At 39.3% G+C, this 18,665-nt stretch carries 19 protein-coding genes; 11 read left to right on the top strand and 8 right to left on the bottom strand.

Translation table 11 applies throughout. The annotated features are described in order from the left end of the window. The first annotated feature begins 63 nt into the window (after positions 1–63). The 5 genes from NSQ11_RS17110 to NSQ11_RS17090 all read left to right on the top strand — a co-directional run bounded on the left by NSQ11_RS17110 (position 64) and on the right by NSQ11_RS17090 (position 5,196). On the top strand, positions 64–798 hold the full coding sequence (locus NSQ11_RS17110) for a YwmB family TATA-box binding protein (protein WP_048001103.1): 735 nt from the start codon (positions 64–66) through the stop codon (positions 796–798). A gap of 32 nt (positions 799–830) precedes the next feature. Further along, the gene (murA, locus tag NSQ11_RS17105) at positions 831–2,138 is read left to right on the top strand and encodes a UDP-N-acetylglucosamine 1-carboxyvinyltransferase (RefSeq protein WP_007497616.1); all 1,308 of its coding nucleotides are present in this window, start codon (positions 831–833) and stop codon (positions 2,136–2,138) included. Positions 2,139–2,394: 256 nt separating this feature from the next. Beyond that, complete coding sequence (spoIID, locus tag NSQ11_RS17100; protein ID WP_008343381.1) at positions 2,395–3,417, top strand: stage II sporulation protein D; 1,023 nt, start codon at positions 2,395–2,397, stop codon at positions 3,415–3,417. 324 nt (positions 3,418–3,741) lie between these two features. Beyond that, on the top strand, positions 3,742–4,440 hold the full coding sequence (locus tag NSQ11_RS17095; RefSeq protein WP_080934067.1) for a VWA domain-containing protein: 699 nt from the start codon (positions 3,742–3,744) through the stop codon (positions 4,438–4,440). An 81-nt stretch (positions 4,441–4,521) separates the two neighbouring features. Then, positions 4,522–5,196 (top strand): VWA domain-containing protein, encoded by a 675-nt coding sequence (locus NSQ11_RS17090; RefSeq protein WP_148639067.1) that lies wholly within the window; start codon positions 4,522–4,524, stop codon positions 5,194–5,196. 51 nt (positions 5,197–5,247) lie between these two features. Here NSQ11_RS17090 and NSQ11_RS17085 read toward each other — a convergent pair whose 3' ends face one another. Both NSQ11_RS17085 and NSQ11_RS17080 read right to left on the bottom strand, forming a co-directional pair. Further along, on the bottom strand, positions 5,248–7,596 hold the full coding sequence (locus tag NSQ11_RS17085) for an FdhF/YdeP family oxidoreductase (protein WP_156060528.1): 2,349 nt from the start codon (positions 7,594–7,596) through the stop codon (positions 5,248–5,250). Between the two features lie 82 nt (positions 7,597–7,678). Further along, positions 7,679–8,944 (bottom strand): OFA family MFS transporter, encoded by a 1,266-nt coding sequence (locus NSQ11_RS17080; RefSeq protein ID WP_057078941.1) that lies wholly within the window; start codon positions 8,942–8,944, stop codon positions 7,679–7,681. Between the two features lie 134 nt (positions 8,945–9,078). Here NSQ11_RS17080 and fdhD point away from each other — a divergent pair, with 134 nt between their 5' ends. Together fdhD and moaA are read left to right on the top strand one after the other, a co-directional pair. Beyond that, the gene (gene fdhD / locus NSQ11_RS17075) at positions 9,079–9,867 is read left to right on the top strand and encodes a formate dehydrogenase accessory sulfurtransferase FdhD (RefSeq protein ID WP_048002964.1); all 789 of its coding nucleotides are present in this window, start codon (positions 9,079–9,081) and stop codon (positions 9,865–9,867) included. A 10-nt stretch (positions 9,868–9,877) separates the two neighbouring features. Continuing rightward, complete coding sequence (gene moaA / locus NSQ11_RS17070; protein ID WP_212357059.1) at positions 9,878–10,885, top strand: GTP 3',8-cyclase MoaA; 1,008 nt, start codon at positions 9,878–9,880, stop codon at positions 10,883–10,885. Between the two features lie 254 nt (positions 10,886–11,139). Here the strand turns inward: moaA and rpsN are convergent, their stop codons facing one another. The 4 genes from rpsN to NSQ11_RS17050 all read right to left on the bottom strand — a co-directional run bounded on the left by rpsN (position 11,140) and on the right by NSQ11_RS17050 (position 13,414). Continuing rightward, positions 11,140–11,409 (bottom strand): 30S ribosomal protein S14, encoded by a 270-nt coding sequence (gene rpsN, locus NSQ11_RS17065; RefSeq protein WP_008343369.1) that lies wholly within the window; start codon positions 11,407–11,409, stop codon positions 11,140–11,142. Between the two features lie 16 nt (positions 11,410–11,425). Continuing rightward, entirely contained in the window at positions 11,426–12,622 is a 1,197-nt protein-coding gene (locus NSQ11_RS17060; RefSeq protein ID WP_212357056.1) for a GTP-binding protein, read from the bottom strand. 79 nt (positions 12,623–12,701) lie between these two features. Further along, complete coding sequence (rpmG, locus tag NSQ11_RS17055) at positions 12,702–12,851, bottom strand: 50S ribosomal protein L33 (protein WP_003214771.1); 150 nt, start codon at positions 12,849–12,851, stop codon at positions 12,702–12,704. Positions 12,852–12,991: 140 nt separating this feature from the next. Next, positions 12,992–13,414 (bottom strand): DUF5362 family protein, encoded by a 423-nt coding sequence (locus NSQ11_RS17050; RefSeq protein WP_007497598.1) that lies wholly within the window; start codon positions 13,412–13,414, stop codon positions 12,992–12,994. A gap of 516 nt (positions 13,415–13,930) precedes the next feature. Between NSQ11_RS17050 and NSQ11_RS17045 the strand changes: the two genes are divergently transcribed. Beyond that, positions 13,931–14,329 carry a hypothetical protein gene (locus tag NSQ11_RS17045; RefSeq protein WP_007497596.1) on the top strand — a complete coding sequence of 133 codons (399 nt, stop codon included), beginning with the start codon at positions 13,931–13,933 and terminating at the stop codon, positions 14,327–14,329. A gap of 48 nt (positions 14,330–14,377) precedes the next feature. Here the strand turns inward: NSQ11_RS17045 and NSQ11_RS17040 are convergent, their stop codons facing one another. Then, positions 14,378–14,887: a hypothetical protein gene (locus NSQ11_RS17040; protein WP_017360027.1), complete on the bottom strand. Its 510-nt coding sequence runs from the start codon at positions 14,885–14,887 to the stop codon at positions 14,378–14,380. 98 nt (positions 14,888–14,985) lie between these two features. Between NSQ11_RS17040 and NSQ11_RS17035 the strand changes: the two genes are divergently transcribed. The 3 genes from NSQ11_RS17035 to NSQ11_RS17025 are packed head-to-tail and all read left to right on the top strand — an operon-like array spanning position 14,986 to position 17,883. Further along, on the top strand, positions 14,986–16,785 hold the full coding sequence (locus tag NSQ11_RS17035; protein ID WP_060832721.1) for an ABC transporter ATP-binding protein: 1,800 nt from the start codon (positions 14,986–14,988) through the stop codon (positions 16,783–16,785). A 1-nt stretch (position 16,786) separates the two neighbouring features. After that, the gene (locus tag NSQ11_RS17030; RefSeq protein ID WP_060832720.1) at positions 16,787–17,356 is read left to right on the top strand and encodes a MauE/DoxX family redox-associated membrane protein; all 570 of its coding nucleotides are present in this window, start codon (positions 16,787–16,789) and stop codon (positions 17,354–17,356) included. Beyond that, positions 17,353–17,883, top strand: a complete 531-nt coding sequence (locus NSQ11_RS17025) for a redoxin domain-containing protein (protein WP_060832719.1) — start codon at positions 17,353–17,355, stop codon at positions 17,881–17,883. Before NSQ11_RS17030 ends, NSQ11_RS17025 begins: the two co-directional genes overlap by 4 nt. Before the next feature lie 236 nt (positions 17,884–18,119). On the opposite strand, the gene NSQ11_RS17020 is transcribed toward NSQ11_RS17025, so the two are convergent. Next, positions 18,120–18,617 (bottom strand): GNAT family N-acetyltransferase, encoded by a 498-nt coding sequence (locus tag NSQ11_RS17020; protein ID WP_008343345.1) that lies wholly within the window; start codon positions 18,615–18,617, stop codon positions 18,120–18,122. Positions 18,618–18,665 lie beyond the last annotated feature (48 nt).

Here is an 18,665-nt window from a genome sequence, read left to right as displayed (position 1 = left end):
ATGACTTTTCCACGTATGCATTGATCTCCTTGCGGCAACACTTGTAGCAAGGGGGAATGACAAGTGAGAAAGTATTTAAAAGGTTGGCCATTATTTGCATTTATTCTTTTTTTTGTTCTGATGATTCAAGGTGTTCGGGCAGAAGAAACATCGACGCTCGCCCAAATAGCAGAAGGTATGAAAAACCAGCAAATCGAAGTAAGTGGATGGACGCTTCATGCCAAAACAAATATAAACATTTCATCCGAACAATTTTCAAAAAAAGTGAAACGTTTGAAAGACGAACTACGACAGTATGAGTGGACCGAAAAAAAAGAGAAACATGTCACCAAAGTCACAGGAATTTACAAAGATGAAAAAAATGATACATTATCGAAAATTTTACTCGTGAAGACCGACACAAAATCAAACCAAAAGTCGTATTTATTATATGAGCAAAAAGGTGCTCGCCCACTGAATACCTGGGAGCATACATATGATCAGTTCGTACGTCATGCAAAAAGCATATTACAAGAAAAATTTGTGATTTTTACTTGTCTCGATGGTCATGTAAATGGTATGATGGATGTTGTTTTGCAAAAAAAAGCTGAAATGATAGCAAATGAATTTCAAGCAAAACCAGTTGAGTATCTCGTTGAGTCTAATTTTGTGTCGCTTTCCGCTTACACAGAGAAGTGGGAACAGTTCATTATGACTTCAAATGATAAAATGAATGTTCAAATTGCCATCAGAAGTTCGGAAATGAACGAAAATCATACGATTACGGTTGGCACACCAATCGTAACGACTGAATATTAATATAGAGAATTTGGGACGCGGAGGGGAAGACCTTGGAAAAAATCATCGTCCGCGGCGGTCAAAAGTTAAACGGCACAGTTAAAGTAGAAGGCGCAAAAAATGCCGTTTTACCAGTTATCGCTGCATCTTTGTTAGCAAGTACAGAAAAAAGCGTAATTTGTGATGTACCTACGCTCTCCGATGTATATACAATCAATGAAGTGTTACGTCATTTAGGAGCAGAAGTACATTTTGAAAATAACGAAGTATCAGTAGATGCATCTCATGCACTAGAAACTGAGGCTCCGTTTGAGTATGTCCGTAAAATGAGAGCATCTGTGCTCGTCATGGGACCACTTTTAGCTAGAACAGGTCATGCAAGAGTTGCATTACCTGGTGGTTGTGCGATTGGTTCAAGACCAATTGATCAGCATTTAAAAGGCTTTGAAGCAATGGGAGCTAAAATTCAAGTAGGTAATGGTTTCATCGAGGCTGAAGTAAATGGCCGTTTAAAAGGTGCAAAAATCTATTTGGATTTCCCAAGTGTAGGGGCAACTGAAAACATCATCATGGCAGCAGCATTGGCTGAAGGAACGACGATTTTAGAAAACGTAGCAAAAGAACCTGAAATTGTTGATTTGGCAAACTATATCAATGCCATGGGCGGTAAGGTTCGCGGTGCTGGAACTGGTACAATCAAAATCGAAGGTGTAGAAACACTTCACGGTGCAAAACACAACATCATCCCTGACCGAATTGAAGCTGGTACGTTTATGGTGGCAGCAGCCATTACTGAAGGAAATGTTCTTGTAAAAGGCGCTGTGCCTGAGCACATGACTTCACTTGTGGCGAAAATGGAAGAAATGGGTATTCAGATCATTGAAGAAGAAGAAGGTTTAAGAGTCATTGGACCATCTGAGCTCAAGCCAATCGATCTAAAAACAATGCCGCATCCTGGTTTCCCAACGGATATGCAATCTCAGATGATGGCGCTATTGCTTCGTGCGAACGGAACAAGCATGATCACAGAAACTGTGTTTGAAAATCGTTTTATGCATGCTGAAGAATTCCGCCGCATGAATGGCGATATTAAAATTGAGGGTCGCTCTGTGATAATCAATGGACCTGTTCAACTTCAAGGTGCTGAAGTGGCAGCGACTGATTTAAGAGCAGGAGCAGCACTTGTACTTGCTGGATTAGTGGCAGAAGGTCATACACGTGTCACTGAATTGAAGCATATTGACCGTGGATATGTGAACTTCCACCAAAAACTAGCAGCAATCGGTGCAGACATTGAAAGAGTAAATGATGAATCAGCAGATGTGACACAAGAACAAGTTGTATCAGATCTAAACGCATAATCATAAAAGAAATCAGTGTGTCCATTTGGGCATGCTGATTTTTTTTAGAATCATAGACTGGTTGCATTTTCAAAAGCTTATCATTAGTGTATCCAATCGTTTTAAATTTTATTCATAAAGACGAACAGTAAATCAAATGAAGAAGAGCACAAACATATCAGCAAAAGACTTGTCCAATGAATGAAAGAAGCTGTCATATTAGCTTGTCCTTGCCCATAGGATAAAAGAGATTCAATGACAAATGGGGGCAGCCAATATGAAACCAATGATATGGACAATCGCAGGAATTTGCATCATCATTTTAATGATTCCAACCTTACTCGTGTTGCCAACGTTCCAAGGAAAACCAGCAGCCAGCCAACACGTAGCAGCAGAACCATCAGTTAAAAAAGAAGTGAAAGGTTCAGTCAAATTGAAACAATCACCCGTCTCCATTCCCGTCTACCGTTCAGCGCATCAGCAGGTAGAAAACATCCCCTTAGAAGAGTATGTGATCGGTGTCGTCGCTTCTGAAATGCCAGCCGATTTTGAAATTGAGGCGCTCAAGGCACAGGCACTCGCCGCTAGAACGTATATCGTCAGACAAATGATCATTGATAAAACCGTCAAATCTCCACAAGGTTCTCTTGTAGATGACACTCAAATGTTCCAAGTGTACAAAAATAAACAGGAACTGAAGAAAATTTGGGGAAAAGCGTACAATTGGAAATTAAAAAAGGTCACAGAAGCTGTCGCCAGTACACAAGGGAAAGTACTGACGTATGACGAAAAACCAATTGATGCTTCCTTCTTTTCAACAAGTAATGGGAAAACCGAAAATGCAGAAGCTTATTGGAAAAATGAAATCCCTTATTTGAAAAGCGTCTCAAGTAAATGGGACGAAAAATCACCCAAATTCCAAAACAAGAAAACCATCACAGTGAGCGAATTTCAGCAAAAACTGGGTGTGACCCTTGGCCAGCAGCAGGTGGGAGAAATTGTAGAACGTACACCAGGCAATCAAGTAGCCAAAGCCGTCATTAACGGAAAAACATTGTCGGGTAGAGACATTCGCGAATCACTAGGATTGCACTCTGCGGACTTTACATGGGAACGAAAGGGTCAGCAAATCGTGATTACGACAAAAGGGTATGGCCATGGTGTGGGCATGAGTCAGTATGGTGCACATTATATGGCACAGTCAGGTAAAAAAGTAGAGGCGATCGTGAAACATTATTATCAAGGGATAAAAATTGAATCAGCTGATCGCTTTCTGAACACATATATGGCTAAGAAATAAAAGCAAAGGTGCCTCAAAATGGGGGCATCTTTTTTTATGTGTGAAGAGGTTTGAACAGAATGTGACAAATTGCGACTTAAGACGCACCTCAGGAAATCTTAAACATTTACATCCCGACAAGAACCGATGGCCGATACAAAGCCCCTCGAAAGAATGAGAAAACGAGGGTGACAAAAGAGTCTTTAGGTGAATATATCTAGACATCTGACAGAATTTTAGTGATTTTGATGAAAGAGAAAAAGGGATCGAGTCCTATACCATTCCAAGACAGAATATTTTACGATTAAGATGTTTCAATCAAATACATAAGGAGGAAGGAAAAGCATGTTGAAAAAAGTATTTACACTCGTAACCTTAGCTGTATTGACATTATCAATGTCAATCTCTTCACCAGTATTTGCAGAAGCAGCATCAGCCAAAAAACATAAGAAAGATGTAAGAGTGACCATCTTACTTGATGCAAGTGGAAGTATGGCAAGAAAAGTGGATGGAGAGCGCAAATTCGATTTAGCAAAACAAGAGGTATTTAAATTTGCTCAGTCTCTTCCGAAAGATGCTAAAATCCGTATGAGTTTGTTTGGGTCTGAAGGAAACAACAAAAACTCAGGTAAAGCTCAATCATGTGAAGTCATTAGAGGCGTTTATGGCGTTCAGCCTTATGAAAAGGATAGTTTCGAAAACTCTCTAAACGGTCTTGGACCAAATGGCTGGACACCGATTGCACGTGCTCTTGAAAGTGCAAAGCAAGCAGATAAGCAGCTTCATAAAGGAACAAAACACATTGTGTACTTAATTACTGATGGTGAAGAAACTTGTGGTGGAGATCCAGTGAAAGTAGCGAAAGAGCTTCATAACTCAAAGGGATCTACTGTAGTCAATGTGATTGGATTAGACTTTAACGATGGCTATGAAGGTCAATTGATGCAAGTAGCTAAAGCTGGTAAAGGTCATTACTACCAAGCAAGCACTGGGAAAGAAATGGGTTCTATCCTTACAGCAGAATCATTAAAACTACACGAATAACTTGCTGAAGAAAAGGGAAACGATTGATTGATGCTTTCGTTTCTCTTTTTCTGTACAAATGAAAAAAAGGGAGATTTTTTAATGAAAAGAAATATTATATTAACCATTTTAGCGAGTCTTGTTCTGCTTCTTTCTTCACCAGCTCATGCTGTAACGAAAAAGGAGCCTGCTCACGTGGTGATTTTACTTGATTTAAGCGGAAGCATGGCACAATCAGTTGAAGGCGAAAAGAAAATTGATATCGCAAAACGCTCGATCCAAAGTTTCGTAAGTATTTTATCAGAAGATACACAAGTCTTGCTTCGTGTTTTTGGTCATGAAGGAACGAATAAAAATGCAGGAAAAGCCGTTTCTTGTGCAAGTTCCGAAGCAGTTTATGGATTTGGAACATATGAGCAAGCAGCCTTTCAACAAGCGCTGAATGTGTATGGTCCAACAGGCTGGACACCACTTGCCAAAGCATTAACTGATACGAAACAAGATTTTGAAGATCACCAAGCTGAAGGAAAAAATATTGTATATGTTGTCAGCGATGGTGAGGAAACATGTGGCGGAAGCCCATCACAAGCAGCGAAGCAATTACATGAAGAAGGTATTGACACAATCGTCAATATCATTGGCTTCGATGTAAATGAAAAAGAAGCAAAAAGTCTAAAATCTGTTGCCAAAGCTGGTGGTGGACAATATCAACCAGCAGCAAATGCAGAAGAATTAAATCATATTCTTCAAAAAGAAGCGAACTCTTTTGGTCAATAAGATGTGAATAGACAGCTGGGGAGAAACCCCCAGCTGTTTTTTCATAAAGGATCAATTTAAAGTCGTTTCTAATTCATCAATCCTTTTCTCCACGTAGTGCTGATCTTTTCTTGCATGAAAGGTTTCGGCTTTTTCTAATATTGCGGTGGTATTGTATTCTGGAATCTGGGAATAGCTTTCGTAAACTCCTTTTGGTATTAACACGTTTCCTTCAGGCCAATAAACTGCGATATTTCCACGTTTCAGCTCTCCGAATTGAGCAACTCCTTGGTAGGATCCATATTGATTGAAAAGGACAACAGGATCGCCTTCTTGGACGTAAAGCTCTTTCGCATCTTCTTCATTCATCAAGATAGAATGCCGCTTTCCACCATTAAAGGCATCCTTTTCACTGTAAATCATAGAGTTGAATTGCTTGCCTCGTCTTGTCGTGATATTGAAATGCCCCTCAGTTTTTCGATATTGGGGCAGCTGTGCTGGGAGCAGGTGTCCTTTTCCATCCGGTGTTGGACACACCCCATCTTCGCAAAGCCATGCGCCACCCCATTGAAAGACATCCCCTTTATGACGCAAATGCTGGATCCCATCATAGTTCCGATTTGCGATGGCAATCTCACGACGAATGTCTTCAGCATGGTCAAAATGAATCAGCTTCGCATCTTCTGGACGAACCCTTTTTGCTAGGTCAATATAAATGTCCCATTCAGCTCTGGCTTCTTCAATGCGTGGCCCTTCAATTTCCGGACTGAAATACACCATGCGTTCCGTACTGGTTGATGTACCGCCGCCTGGCTGTTCATATCTTGTCATTGCAGGCAGAACAATCACAGTCTCTTCTGCTTCTACCAGTGTAGAGGTGTTCAAAATAATATCTTGATGGACACGGAGTTCAAGCTCGGATAGTGCTTTTTCAATCGCTTCAGGATTTGGCATTGTTTCTAAAAAGTTTCCACCGCTAGTAAACAGCATCTTCAGCTTTTGCGGGTGTTCTTTTGGAAGAGCCATTTTTTCAAATGATTGCCCAATCGTGTCACCATGCCATTTTGGAATATCAAATCCCCATATCTTCTCGATTCTTTTAATATTCTCTTCATCAAAATCACTGCCGGGCAATACGAATGGATCAGCACCCATTTCGCCTGAACCTTGGACACCGCTATGGCCACGAATCGGCATAACGCCACAATGTTTTCTGCCAATAAATCCGCGTAACATGGCAAGGTTTGCGACTTGTGATATATTATCAGTGGCAAAGCGATGCTGAGTGAGACCCATACTCCAAATAAACACCCCTGAATTGGCATTGGCAAGCAGTACAGCGAATTCCTTCATTCTTTCTTTAGATAATCCTGACGATGCTTCGAGATCCGACCATTTTAACTGAGTGACATGCTGCTTTACATCTTTTATGCCGGTTGTATGCGCTTGGATAAATTCATGGTCAAGAGCGGAATGGGGCGCTTGCTCCTCCATATCAAACCAATGTTTGATGACACCATTCATAAACGCAATATCGCCGCCTATATTGACTTGATAAAAATCATCCGCTATTTTTGTGCCGAATAAAGCACTTTCTGGGATAGAAGGGACCCAATATTTTTCCATTGCAGGCTCTTTATATGGATTGATGACAATGATCTTGGTTCCTTTCTTTTTAGCGGCGTACATATATTTAGTGGAAACCGGCTGGTTGTTTGCTGCAACAGAGCCCCAAAAAATCAATACATCTGTTCCAATCCAATCACTGTAATTACAGCTGGATGCACCTATACCAAGGGAGCGTTTAAGAGCGGTTTTGCTTGGTGAATGGCAAATACGAGAAGCATTATCGATATGATTTGTTCCAATATATCGCGCAGCTTTCGCCGCAGTATAGTACACTTCATTCGTAATCCCTCTAGCTGTTAAATAGAAAGCAAGCTGACGTTTATCAATCGATTTGATTTTAGCGGCGATTTGATCTAATGCACCATCCCAAGAAATGCGTGTAAAGGCATTCTCACCTTTTTTTCGAATCAGGGGATAAGGAATACGCCCAAGTTTTCGAAGAGACGTGCTATCCATTTGTTTGAGCCGCTCAATATCTTCGAACCATTTTGGATCAATAGCTGGCATTGTGTTAAGCCGTAGCACATTCAGTCTTGTTGTGCATATATGGGGTCCTGCTAGTGTTTGATCGTATAAACCTGATACACCAAGAGCGCAGCCGTCACAAACGCCCTGAGTCAATATACGGTACGCATAGGGGAGGTTATCTTTGTTCTCCCATGCCACTTTCAGTGTGTCTCGAATGTGTTTCGGTTTTACTTTTCCAAGCCCCATAGGAGCAAAAGAGGCCCATAGCTTTGGTGAGGGTTTTTTGTTGAGTTTAATAGGCCCCTTGTGTTTTGTTTTTCCCATGATATCGTCACCCTCCTATCACTTTGTAAAGCGTTTTCATATCTAAAAATTACCTGTAGATTGTCATTCTGTCAAATTCATCTTAAGAGCGGACCGTGACAGAAGAAGGAGCAGTAAGATTTGATTCACGAAGTTGTTTAATATCCTTCCGAATGAGAAGAGATATGATAAACGCAATGAAAAATAGGCCAGAGAAGACCATGAGACTTTGTGTGTAATTGCCTGTAATGTCACGAATAAAGGAGGAAAATAAAGGTCCTGCTAAACCAGCAGCGGCCCAAGCGGTGAGAATATAACCGTGTATGGCACCTAGCTGCTTCGTACCAAATAAATCTCCGATATAGGCTGGAATTGAAGCAAACCCTCCTCCGTAGCACGTATAAATGATTGCCATCACGATTGAAAAGATGAGCGGTTCTTTTAAGTAGGGAAGTAAGGGAAAAGCAATGAGCTGTATAGTAAAGAAAATCGTATACGTATTTGGCCTTCCGATATAATCAGAGAAGGATGCCCATCCGATCCGTCCTAGCCCATTAAAAGCACCTAAAATTCCAACAAGAGTAGCTGCTGCACCGGCCGTGAAACCAACACTTTCTTGAGCAAGTGGTGATGCTACAGAAATAATAGCAATTCCGCATGTGATATTGATAAAGAGCATGATCCACAAATAATAAAAGCGCCGTGTTTTAATGGCTTCATTTGCGGTGAGCTGTGATAAATCTTGAGGAATTTTCCTTTGGCTTGTTTTTAGCACGTTAAATTGTTTGACATCATCAGGTGTTGGTGGTGATAAATAAAGAGATGAAACGACCATGATGATAAAATAAGAGATTCCGAGAATATAGAAGGTGTTTGCAATATCAACTTTTACAATGAGAAATTGAATAATGGGACTGCAAATCAGAGAAGCAAACCCAAAACCCATAATGGCTAAACCCGTTGCGAGTCCTCTTCGATCTGGAAACCATTTGACTAATGTTGATACTGGAGCAATATAGCCTACACCTAATCCGATTCCAGCGAGTACACCATAAAATAAATAGAGGAGAGGTAATGAAGACATGTGGACAGCAAACCCTGATCCAGTCATCCCAATGCCGAAGAAAATAGCTGAGAAGAGCCCTGATGCCCTCGGCCCATACTTTTCAACGAAATGCCCCATAAAGGCAGCCGATAAACCTAAAAATAAAATAGCGATGCTAAATGTCAGGCTTATTTCTGTTAATGACCATTGAAAGGTTTGATGTAAAGGATTCGTAAAAACACTCCATGCATAAACAGATCCGATAGATAAATGAATCCCCACAGCACTTGTAGCGATCAGCCAACGATTTTTTGTTTTATTCATTGTGTTCCCTCCATATAAAGCAAACAAAAAGTTTGATAAGATAGAAATATGTTACATTTTTATGACTTTTTAAAATAATATCACAATTCGTCTGGTTCATATAACTAAATTTGTGTTGAAAGGAAGATCAGATCATGAATCCTTCTGTTAAAACGAAACGACGCATACACCAATATCGCAAAGGTCAAATGACATGTAAAACAGATGAAGTTGTAGAAGAATTCCCTTTAACCGTGCTGGTGAATGGTGAAGAGTTTGTCACACTCGTTTGTTCACCGGATCATTTGAAAGAATTGGTGATCGGTTTTTTAGCTTCAGAAGGAGTCATTCGATTTGAAAAAGAGATTAAAAGGTTTACAATAGATGAAAGTATGGGTTTTGCATATGTTGACTTACATCACACAACTCATTTCCAATCCTCAGATTTTACAAAACGAGTGATCGGATCTTGCTGTGGGAAAGGAAGGCATTTTTATTTTCTCCAAGACGTGAAGACAGCAAAAACAGCCATTGACCGAATCAGTATTTCTGCTGAAACTTGTATTTATTTAATGAAATGTTTACAGGAGGAAAGTCAGTTATTTCAACATACTGGTGGTGTCCATAATGCTGGACTGTGTGATACAGAAAAGCTATTCATCACTAGGACGGATATCGGACGGCATAATGCGTTGGATAAAATCTATGGATATTGTTTACTTCATAAAATCCCACTGAGAGATAAAATTCTTGTATTTAGCGGCCGGATATCATCTGAAGTTCTGTTGAAGGCAGCAAAATTAGGAGTATCAATCGTCATATCAAAATCAGCTCCTACTGAGTTAGCACTTAAAATGGCAGAAGAATTAAATATAACAACAGTTGGATTCGTAAGAGGAGAATCTTTTAATATCTATACTCATCATCAGCGTATTACAGAATAGGAGGCTAAGTATGGTCAGTATTATGGATAAAAGACATCGACCATTGCGCGATTTAAGAATATCCGTAACAGATCGCTGTAATTTTAGATGTACGTACTGTATGCCTGCTGAAATCTTTGGACCAGATTATCCTTTTTTAGATAAAGAAGAGCTGCTTAGCTTCGAGGAAATTGAACGACTTGCTGCGCTTTTTGCAAAGGAATTAGGTGTGGTGAAATTACGTATTACGGGCGGTGAACCTTTAATGCGTAAAGATTTGCCCGTTTTGATAGAAAAACTCGCAAAAATTCCAGGTATTGAAGACATCGCGATGACAACCAATGGAACGCTGTTACCTTTGTACGCAGATAAGCTAAAGAAAGCAGGTCTGAATAGAGTCACCATTAGTTTAGATTCTTTAAATCCAGATCGTTTTAAGCAGATGAATGGAAGACACATTTCTATCCAAAAAGTATTTGATGGGATAGAGGCTGCAAAAAAAGCTGGACTTGCTATTAAGATCAATATGGTTGTCCAAAAAGGTGTGAATGATCAAGATATCTTACCAATGGCAGCCTATTTTAAAAAAGAAGGACACATTCTACGATTTATTGAATTCATGGATGTTGGCAATACGAACAAATGGAATCTCAAGCATGTATTGACGAAAAAAGAGATTATGGAGCTAATTCATTCAAAATACCCTATCAAACCAGAACCTCCTCGATATCAAGGGGAAGTAGCCAAGCGTTATTTTTATGAGGATGGGTCAGGAGAGATTGGCATTATTTCTTCCGTTTCAGATGCTTTTTGTGGATCGTGTAATAGAGCTAGACTATCTGCACGTGGCGAATTATTCACCTGTCTTTTTGCATCATCGGGCTTTGATCTGAGACGATTTATCCGTAATTCAGAAAATGATGAATATCTAGTGAACATATTGAAGGAACTTTGGTCAAACAGACAGGATCAATATTCAGCTGAGAGAGAGCAAAAGAAAGATCAGAAAAAAGTTGAGATGTCCTACATCGGCGGGTAATGACAACAAAGTATCATGATCATCGATTTTTGAAAAGAAGAGAAAATGCTATAATCACTGTTGAAAATCTTCTTTTAACATCAGGACAATTTTTCCTATAAGCTCATCCCCATAAAAAAACAGCAGAGATTCTGCTGTTTTTTTAAAATGCTATTTTGTACCTCAAAATTGACGGAGTAAGGATGAAAAAAAGATTTTTATTCATTTTGTCCTACTTTACATTGACAGGAACTATGCTAAGATCAAATCAATCTTTACCAACTCGATTTTTTCACTCCTGGAATCTGTCCTTTATAGGCAAGCTCACGAAAAGCAATTCGAGACATTTTAAATTTTCTCAAGTAACCTCTAGGACGGCCAGTTAATTCACAGCGGTTTTTTAAGCGAGTGGGTGAAGAGTCTCTAGGTAGTTTCTGCAAAGCTTCATAGTCACCTTTTTCTTTTAGCTCTTTCCTTAATTGTGCATATTTCAAAACGAGCTGCTGCCGCTTTTTTTCTTTTGCTATTTTTGATTTCTTTGCCATTTAAAACCCTCCTGGTTTAAGTGTGTATGTTCCATTGAAAGGGGTCTTCAAACGTTGTCCAATCTTGATCAAATTCTTCAGGTGTGAGTAAGCATTGATCTAGTGTACGAATAATATCTGCTTTTGGTAAATCTACACCGATAAAGACAAGTTTTGTATGTCGATCACCAAACTCTGCATCCCACTCATCTAGAATGTCTGGTTCCTGATTTAAGATCCGTGATCGTTCTTGCTCAGGCAAGGCAGCAATCCAGTATGCGATTGGTTCAATTGCCACAGATTTTCCGGCTTGTGAAATTAAAATGGTTAAATCATGATGTGTCGCTAGCCATGTAAATCCTTTCGCTCGAACGATTTGCTCTGGCATTTGATCTAACCATGCATTCAGTCTGCCAGTATGAAAAGGAAGCCTTCTTTCATAAACAAAAGATGAGATTTGGTATTCTTCTGTTTCAGGCGTATGCTGAGAGTGTCCAGCATTGATTTCTTTGATCCAGCCCGCAGAAGCACTAGATTTTTCAAAATCGAATAAACCAGTATTCAAAATATCACTAGGCTGTACGTTACCTTTAGAGGTTCTAATAATAGTTGCTTCTGGTTGAAGTTTAGTTAATACGTGCTCAAGCCGATCTAGTTCTGATGCTGATACAAGATCACATTTATTGATAATGAGCACATCACAAAATTCAATTTGATCAATAAGTAAATCGGAAATCTCTCGTTCATCATCATCTGAAACTGCTTCTTTACGATCCAATAAACTTTCTCCTGACTGGAAATCTGTCCAGAAACGGTTTGCATCTACCACCGTTACCATCGTGTCTAATCTGCAAAAACGTGTCAAATCTATGCCCATTTCTTCATCAATGTAAGAGAAAGTTTGAGCGATAGGAATTGGTTCACTAATACCTGTAGATTCAATGACAATATAATCGATATTCCCAGCCTTACAAAGGCGTTCTACTTCAATTAATAAATCTTCTCTCAATGTGCAACAAATACAACCATTAGATAGTTCAACCAGTTTCTCATCTGATCGAGAGAGTTCGCCGCCTTGCTTAACTAATTCCGCATCAATGTTTATTTCACTCATGTCATTGACAATAACAGCTACTTTTAGCCCTTTACGATTCTGAAGAACATGATTTAATATCGTGGTTTTTCCAGCTCCTAAAAAGCCGCTTAGAACTGTGACAGGTATTCTTTTATCCATTTGGTTTAATCCTTTTGAACATGCTCATTTTGTATGCCGCCTCACTTATATAGTAATGATTACGATTTAAATCTTAAAATTATTTTGTTTCCCGATGAAGGGTGTATTTCTTTAATCGTGGAGAATATTTTTTTAACTCCAATCGGTCTGGGTTCGTTCGTTTATTTTTTGTAGTGATATAGTTTCTGTCACCTGTTTCAGTACAGGCTAAGGTGATTTTCACGCGCATAATTGCTATAATCCTCCTTTATTTCGTAACGATTACGATTTGTATTTTAAAATGATAAAGGCTGATTGTCAAGTTTAGTATCAAGTCTATGCCAACTCAAATAAAAAAGGGGTATCGTATTTCATTGATACCCCTTTCTATTAATAAAAGTCACCAAGTTCTTCTTCGTAATAATCTTCGTACTGTTGGACATCGGTAGGGAGTTCTTGGAGAAAGGCTAGTCCGCCTAGTATAAACATCAAAACAATCGCGATGAATGAGAGAATAACGGCGGCAATACTTGAAATCGCAAACAGTGTTTGCATTTTCATCATCTTAGCATATTGTTCCAATAATTCTTCGTAAGAAGTATCAGGCGCTTGAATCAATTGTTCAGCTGCTTTCACGGATTTTTGGACATGTATTCCCATCATGATGAGAAAAACGCCAATGGCAGCGGGAAGAACAAGCCAAAACCCACTGAGGATGGATAGACCACCTGAAATATAGAGAAAGATGCTCCCAACCTTTCCCCACTTTGTTATTGAATGAAGAGATTGAATGATTTTCTCAGTTTGTTGCAATTGTGTTCACTCCTTTATGTATTCACTCTATATCATACTTGAGCAAGTAGTACTTTAGGAAGAGTGAATTGACCTTATTTCTATCTTTTATTTACTTTTTATGGATAAATGAATTATTTTCGAATAAGAAAAAAGTAACAATTACTACAATTATAATCGAAAAATTTTGTCTTAAATAAGAAAAGTAGTTTGAAGTAATTAGAAAATTTATCAAAATATGTTGTTAGTTGTCTATAAATTAGTTATTATTGTATTGTATTACCATAAAAATTGGAAGGTGGAATTCATATGTTAGATCGAATTTTAAACAAAATGACCAATGTTCAACCTGCAGCTGCTAGATGTATTTTGCAAAGATTGGTAACTTCTTGCCAATCAGCACCAACTTGTTTCCTTCAAGGCGTTGGAACTTTCCGTTACTATGTGGATCGTGACACAGGTGAGATTTGTACTAGCCAAGAACGCGTTAAATGTGGCTGCTAAATTTAAGTATCTTATTTATTAGGGTGTGAACGCATGAGCATAACTCCAATTTCATTAGTAACAAATGCTATGCAGACGTCAAATAAGCGTCAAGCTGGCCATACATCAAATTCTTTTTTGACCCAAGCAGCGCAAATTGTTCAAGGCGACCATTCTCCAGAAGAGAGAAAGGCGTTATTTCAACAACTGACTTTAGTTCAGCAAGGAAAAGATTTAGAGCTTCATGTTTCTAAATTAAAGGAACTAGAGAAAGAGGTTCAAAAAGAGGGGTCTTCTTCCGTTACTGTGAATCAGCACGGTGATCAAGTTGACATTTCAAATGAAGCTCGCAGTGAGTTTGAACAAGCTGAGGAACAAACATCCGCTTCAAGCGAAGCTAATGAAATCGCTGCAGAGGAAAAAGGGAAGGATGTTCAGCCGAATTCACAATAATAAAAAATGAGGCATGTGTTTGATGCTCTTCACATGCCTCATTTATCTTTAGTTTGCAGCTAGTCTTGAATAAAGACCGTCTGGAAAAGGTGCTGCATATGAGATGGTATCATTGTCTTCTACCATAATGTAGAACGGAAACTCCTGAATTTGGAATGCGTTTATCAATTGTTCGTCTACCGGAATAATTCGCAAGTTTGTTTCGTTATCACGATATAATTCTTGGTCCTTTTTTTGCCCGTTTTTCAACAAAATACTCAATGAAACGTTTAGTTTACGCTGCTTTTTTGTTTCTAGGAATTGTTCGAGTGATGGAATGCAGTGCGGACATGCTGTGTCAGTGAAGATCAGTAATTGTTGTGTACGATTTGTTTGCAGCAGATCATTCATGTGAATGGGTGATGGCTGTTCGAGAAGTGGATGCGCAAGTTTCTGCCCCACGTGTTCTATAGGTAAGATGATAAGCTGCATCTGTTGTTTTAAATAGATGATAATTCCAGCCGTTAATAGAAGACTGCAAATCATAAGAGCGAGCTGTATAAGAAAAATTGAATTCATCGTATATCGTCCTCTCAAAGTGAAGTTACGCAAAGCTATCATATTACAAATATCAAAAATATGTCAATTATACTAAATGGTGTAAGGTGGAGCATCTCATGAGTACAGTGAACCATTGTTTATATGCAATCTCCTATACTTGGAAAAAAAGTCGTTCTTATCTTCTTTTAACTTTGTTCATTCAAGTGATCGTTGGTTTTATGCCTTTGGCTAGTGTCTGGATTATTCAAACTTTGATTAATGAAATTATTTTATTTATGACGTCTTCAGGTGACATCCAAAAGGTTTTGTGGTTATTTGGACTGCAAATGGTCATTGTGATTTTAGGATATGGGCTTCAATTTATTCTTCAGCTTAGTCAACAGAAAGCAACAAATCTGATCGGTCTCCATTTGAAAGGTGAATTGCTTCAAAAAGCGATAAGACTGCCGTTTATTACGTTTGAGCACCCGTCCTTTTACAATGAAAGTCAACGTGTGATGAACAGTCATCAGCATGTTCTCAGTATGGTGAGAAGTATTTTTACAATGATGAGCGCGTTGATTACTGTTGTATCACTTCTTATTTATATGATCGGTATTCATTGGGGCTTAGCGGTCATATTGTTCTTGTTTACCTTGCCAGTATTATGGATTGAACTTTTCTTTGGAGGCGCACGTTATCGATTAAATCGTTTGTTAACGGCTAATGATCGAAGAGAAATGTATGTATCTGATCTCGTCGCACAGCGAGATTCTTTAAAGGAAGTTCGTTTATATGGAATAGGGAATTATCTTCTTCAAAAGTGGAGAGGTCACTACGTTAAAAGTGCAGATGAAAAATATAATTTGCTGAAACGCCAAGTGCGCTGGGAGATGGCAGGCGGGTTGCTCATGACATTGGCCTATGTGTGCTGTGGTTTATTGATTGTCTTTCTTATTTTTCAAAAAAAATTAGCTGCGGGTACGTTTGTTGCAGTGCTACAAGCTGTACAAAACATTCAAAGTGGGTTTCAAGATTTAACGAGGGAATGTTCTAGTTTATATGAAACGAGCCTATATGTTGATGAAATGAGAGCTTTTCTAAAGAGAGAAGAGGAAATGCATGAACAGACGGAAGAGGCAGCGTCGCTTCAGGGAATTGAGCATATCCAGTCCATTACATTAGACAATCTCTCTTTTACTTATCCGAATATGAAAAAACCAGCGATTGAGCATATTCATTTTCATATGAATAAAGGTGAACGAATTGCATTAGTAGGAGATAATGGGTCCGGTAAAACCACTTTAATCAAATGTTTAACCGGCTTATACGATCCAGATCAACAGAATATGCACAAAGTCAATGGAGAGGATATTTCCACCATCCATAAAAAGACCTATCATGCGAGAATGGCTGTTCTTTTTCAAGATTTTATGAAGTACGAGTTCACTGTGAGAGAAAACATAGGGTTTGGCCGTATTGATGATATAGAAGAGGAAGAGCGGTTGATTTCAGCCGCCCGTCAAGCAGGTATAGAGAAAAGAATTAATGAAATGGAAGACACATATGATGCGCAGCTAGGTCGCTTTTTTGAAGAGGGACATGAATTGTCTGGCGGACAATGGCAAAAGCTTGCGATGGCGAGAACCTTCTTTAGAGAAAGTGATTTTATTATTTTAGATGAACCGACCTCTGCTCTCGATCCATTGTCGGAGATCTCACTCATTCGAAAGTTGTTCGATCATACGCAGGATCAAGGTGTTTTGTTTATTACACATCGTATGGGAGCGGCCCGCTTAGCAGACCGTATCATCGTCATGAAAGATGGTGCTTTCATTGAAGAGGGCAACCATGATGAACTGATGGCGTTACAGGGAGAATACAGAAGGCTATACGAGGCACAATCTCAACTATTTCAACAAAAGGAGATGGTGTAAGGTGAGTGTCTTTTATTTCATAGGAGTCTATTTACTAGGAATCATTTTTGCAGGTGCATGGCTGGATAAAGCAAGGAAACAGAAGGCACATGTCCAGCAGATCAATGCTTATCGGCTGCTGCCGCCTTCTTTCGCGGCACCCATGTTTTATGTATTTTTGTTGATTGAGTTGGTTTGTACGGTTCATTTGTTTATATGGAACATGTCTGTCCTGCCTGCAGTGGGCCTTACAGCCCTGTTATGTATATACTCTGGAGCGGTTACGTTCAATTTAATGAGGGGGCATCGTGATATTTCGTGCGGTTGTGGAGGATTACTGGAAAACGATCGCCTGCATTGGGGGATTGTGATTCGTAATCTGCTGATGCTTACTCTTGTGGCAGGGTTATTTTATGTACATCCTAGTGTTGAAATGATTTCATTGCGGTTGAAAATGATTTGTTTTCTCATTGCAGCGGCTGTCTGTTTGATCATAGCGGTCAGCCAAGAAATTGTGCTATTGAAGCGAAAGTGGATCGACTCATTCCAGATTGCAGATGGATCAATTATAGAAGGAGATAAAATGAAATGACAGATATTTTATTAATCATTGTGTTATTAATTGTCATTGCCCAGCTGGCTGTCGTGTTTTTGCTTGCCCGTTTTATCGGGAGATTTATGAATAAAATAAAATCTCTTGATGGAATTGAATTGAAGGAAGCGGATATTGGTGACCCGGCTCCGTTATTTCGCAGTTATTCGCATGTAGGTGAAAAGGTGATCTTGAAGGAGTATTTGCAAAATGGGCGAGCTGTGATGCTGTTATTTGTGAATTCTACTTGTATGACTTGTAAAAGTATTTTGTCTGATGTGCAGCCTCAAACTTCACATGATGATGCTCATGTGATTGTTATTAATGGAGATGAACAAGCCGATGATGCCTCGCTTCTTCAATTGCTGCCGGAGCAAGCTGTTTATATGCGCTCATCACAAATTATGGAGTTGTATGGAGTAACAGTTGTTCCGCAAGCGCTTCTGATTGATGAACATGGTATCATTCTGAAAAGAAAAACGCTTCAAAATGCGAAGCAATTTGAGCAGTTGGTGCATGCTTCATAAAAAAAGCGTCTCTTTCTTCAAGAGACGCTCCAGCGTGTAGACAAACCCTCGCATTCTTTGTCAGTCCTGCGTGCTGGTGCTCACGAATGTGAAATTCGCTCCGCGCCAGTACTCGTCCTTCCTCGGGCTGCAAAGGTTTTCTATCACGCTGAAAAGAAAACAAAGGGCTAAAATCAAGTTCATTTTAGCCCTTTGTCAACAATCTAAAGCGTCTCTTTCTTCAAGAGACGCTCCGTTTATAATTCTTTTCCTAAAATATCTAAGTCGTACCGATTGCCGTCCATTTCTGCGATGCGTGGCAAATGTCCCCAAGTCTCAAATCCGTGCTTCTTAAATAATTTGATGCTGGCTTCGTTGTGGCCGAAAATAAAGGCAAGTAACGTTCGGATGCCTAATGAGGGTGCCAATTCGAGCGCCTCTTGTAAGAACAGTGACCCTAAACCTTTTCCTCGATAGTTTTGGTTCAAGTAAATACTCATTTCAACAGTACCGTTGTATGCAGGTCTCCCGTAAAACGTTTCAAAACTGAGCCAGCCGTAGATATTTCCTTCCTCATCTGTTTTCACATAGAGAGGACGTTTCTCTGAATGATTCAAAAACCACTGACGGCGGTCTTCTACTGTAACAGGTTCTGTATCGGCCGTTACTTCTCTTGAAGCAATCGTTGAATTGTAGATATCGACGATCTCTTTGAGGTCATCTTCTGTTGCCATGCGGTTGAAAGTTTTCACCATATGTACCCCCATCTTTTTTCATTCATCATACATATTATTGATGCGATT

The organism is Bacillus sp. FSL W7-1582 (assembly GCF_038593325.1).
Classification (GTDB): Bacteria; Bacillota; Bacilli; order Bacillales; family Bacillaceae; genus Bacillus; species Bacillus altitudinis.
Note: the sequence above shows the minus strand (reverse complement) of the source record. Positions and strands in the feature narration are given on the sequence as shown.

Coding starts and splice junctions, on each gene's coding strand:
- spoIID (WP_008343381.1), top strand. CDS start 2,395: ATGAAACCAATGATATGGACAATCGCAGGAATTTGCATCATCATTTTA.
- NSQ11_RS17095 (WP_080934067.1), top strand. CDS start 3,742: ATGTTGAAAAAAGTATTTACACTCGTAACCTTAGCTGTATTGACATTA.
- NSQ11_RS17090 (WP_148639067.1), top strand. CDS start 4,522: ATGAAAAGAAATATTATATTAACCATTTTAGCGAGTCTTGTTCTGCTT.
- NSQ11_RS17085 (WP_156060528.1), bottom strand. CDS start 7,596: ATGGGAAAAACAAAACACAAGGGGCCTATTAAACTCAACAAAAAACCC.
- NSQ11_RS17080 (WP_057078941.1), bottom strand. CDS start 8,944: ATGAATAAAACAAAAAATCGTTGGCTGATCGCTACAAGTGCTGTGGGG.
- fdhD (WP_048002964.1), top strand. CDS start 9,079: ATGAATCCTTCTGTTAAAACGAAACGACGCATACACCAATATCGCAAA.
- moaA (WP_212357059.1), top strand. CDS start 9,878: ATGGTCAGTATTATGGATAAAAGACATCGACCATTGCGCGATTTAAGA.
- rpsN (WP_008343369.1), bottom strand. CDS start 11,409: ATGGCAAAGAAATCAAAAATAGCAAAAGAAAAAAAGCGGCAGCAGCTC.
- NSQ11_RS17060 (WP_212357056.1), bottom strand. CDS start 12,622: ATGGATAAAAGAATACCTGTCACAGTTCTAAGCGGCTTTTTAGGAGCT.
- rpmG (WP_003214771.1), bottom strand. CDS start 12,851: ATGCGCGTGAAAATCACCTTAGCCTGTACTGAAACAGGTGACAGAAAC.
- NSQ11_RS17045 (WP_007497596.1), top strand. CDS start 13,931: ATGAGCATAACTCCAATTTCATTAGTAACAAATGCTATGCAGACGTCA.
- NSQ11_RS17040 (WP_017360027.1), bottom strand. CDS start 14,887: ATGAATTCAATTTTTCTTATACAGCTCGCTCTTATGATTTGCAGTCTT.
- NSQ11_RS17035 (WP_060832721.1), top strand. CDS start 14,986: ATGAGTACAGTGAACCATTGTTTATATGCAATCTCCTATACTTGGAAA.
- NSQ11_RS17025 (WP_060832719.1), top strand. CDS start 17,353: ATGACAGATATTTTATTAATCATTGTGTTATTAATTGTCATTGCCCAG.
- NSQ11_RS17020 (WP_008343345.1), bottom strand. CDS start 18,617: ATGGTGAAAACTTTCAACCGCATGGCAACAGAAGATGACCTCAAAGAG.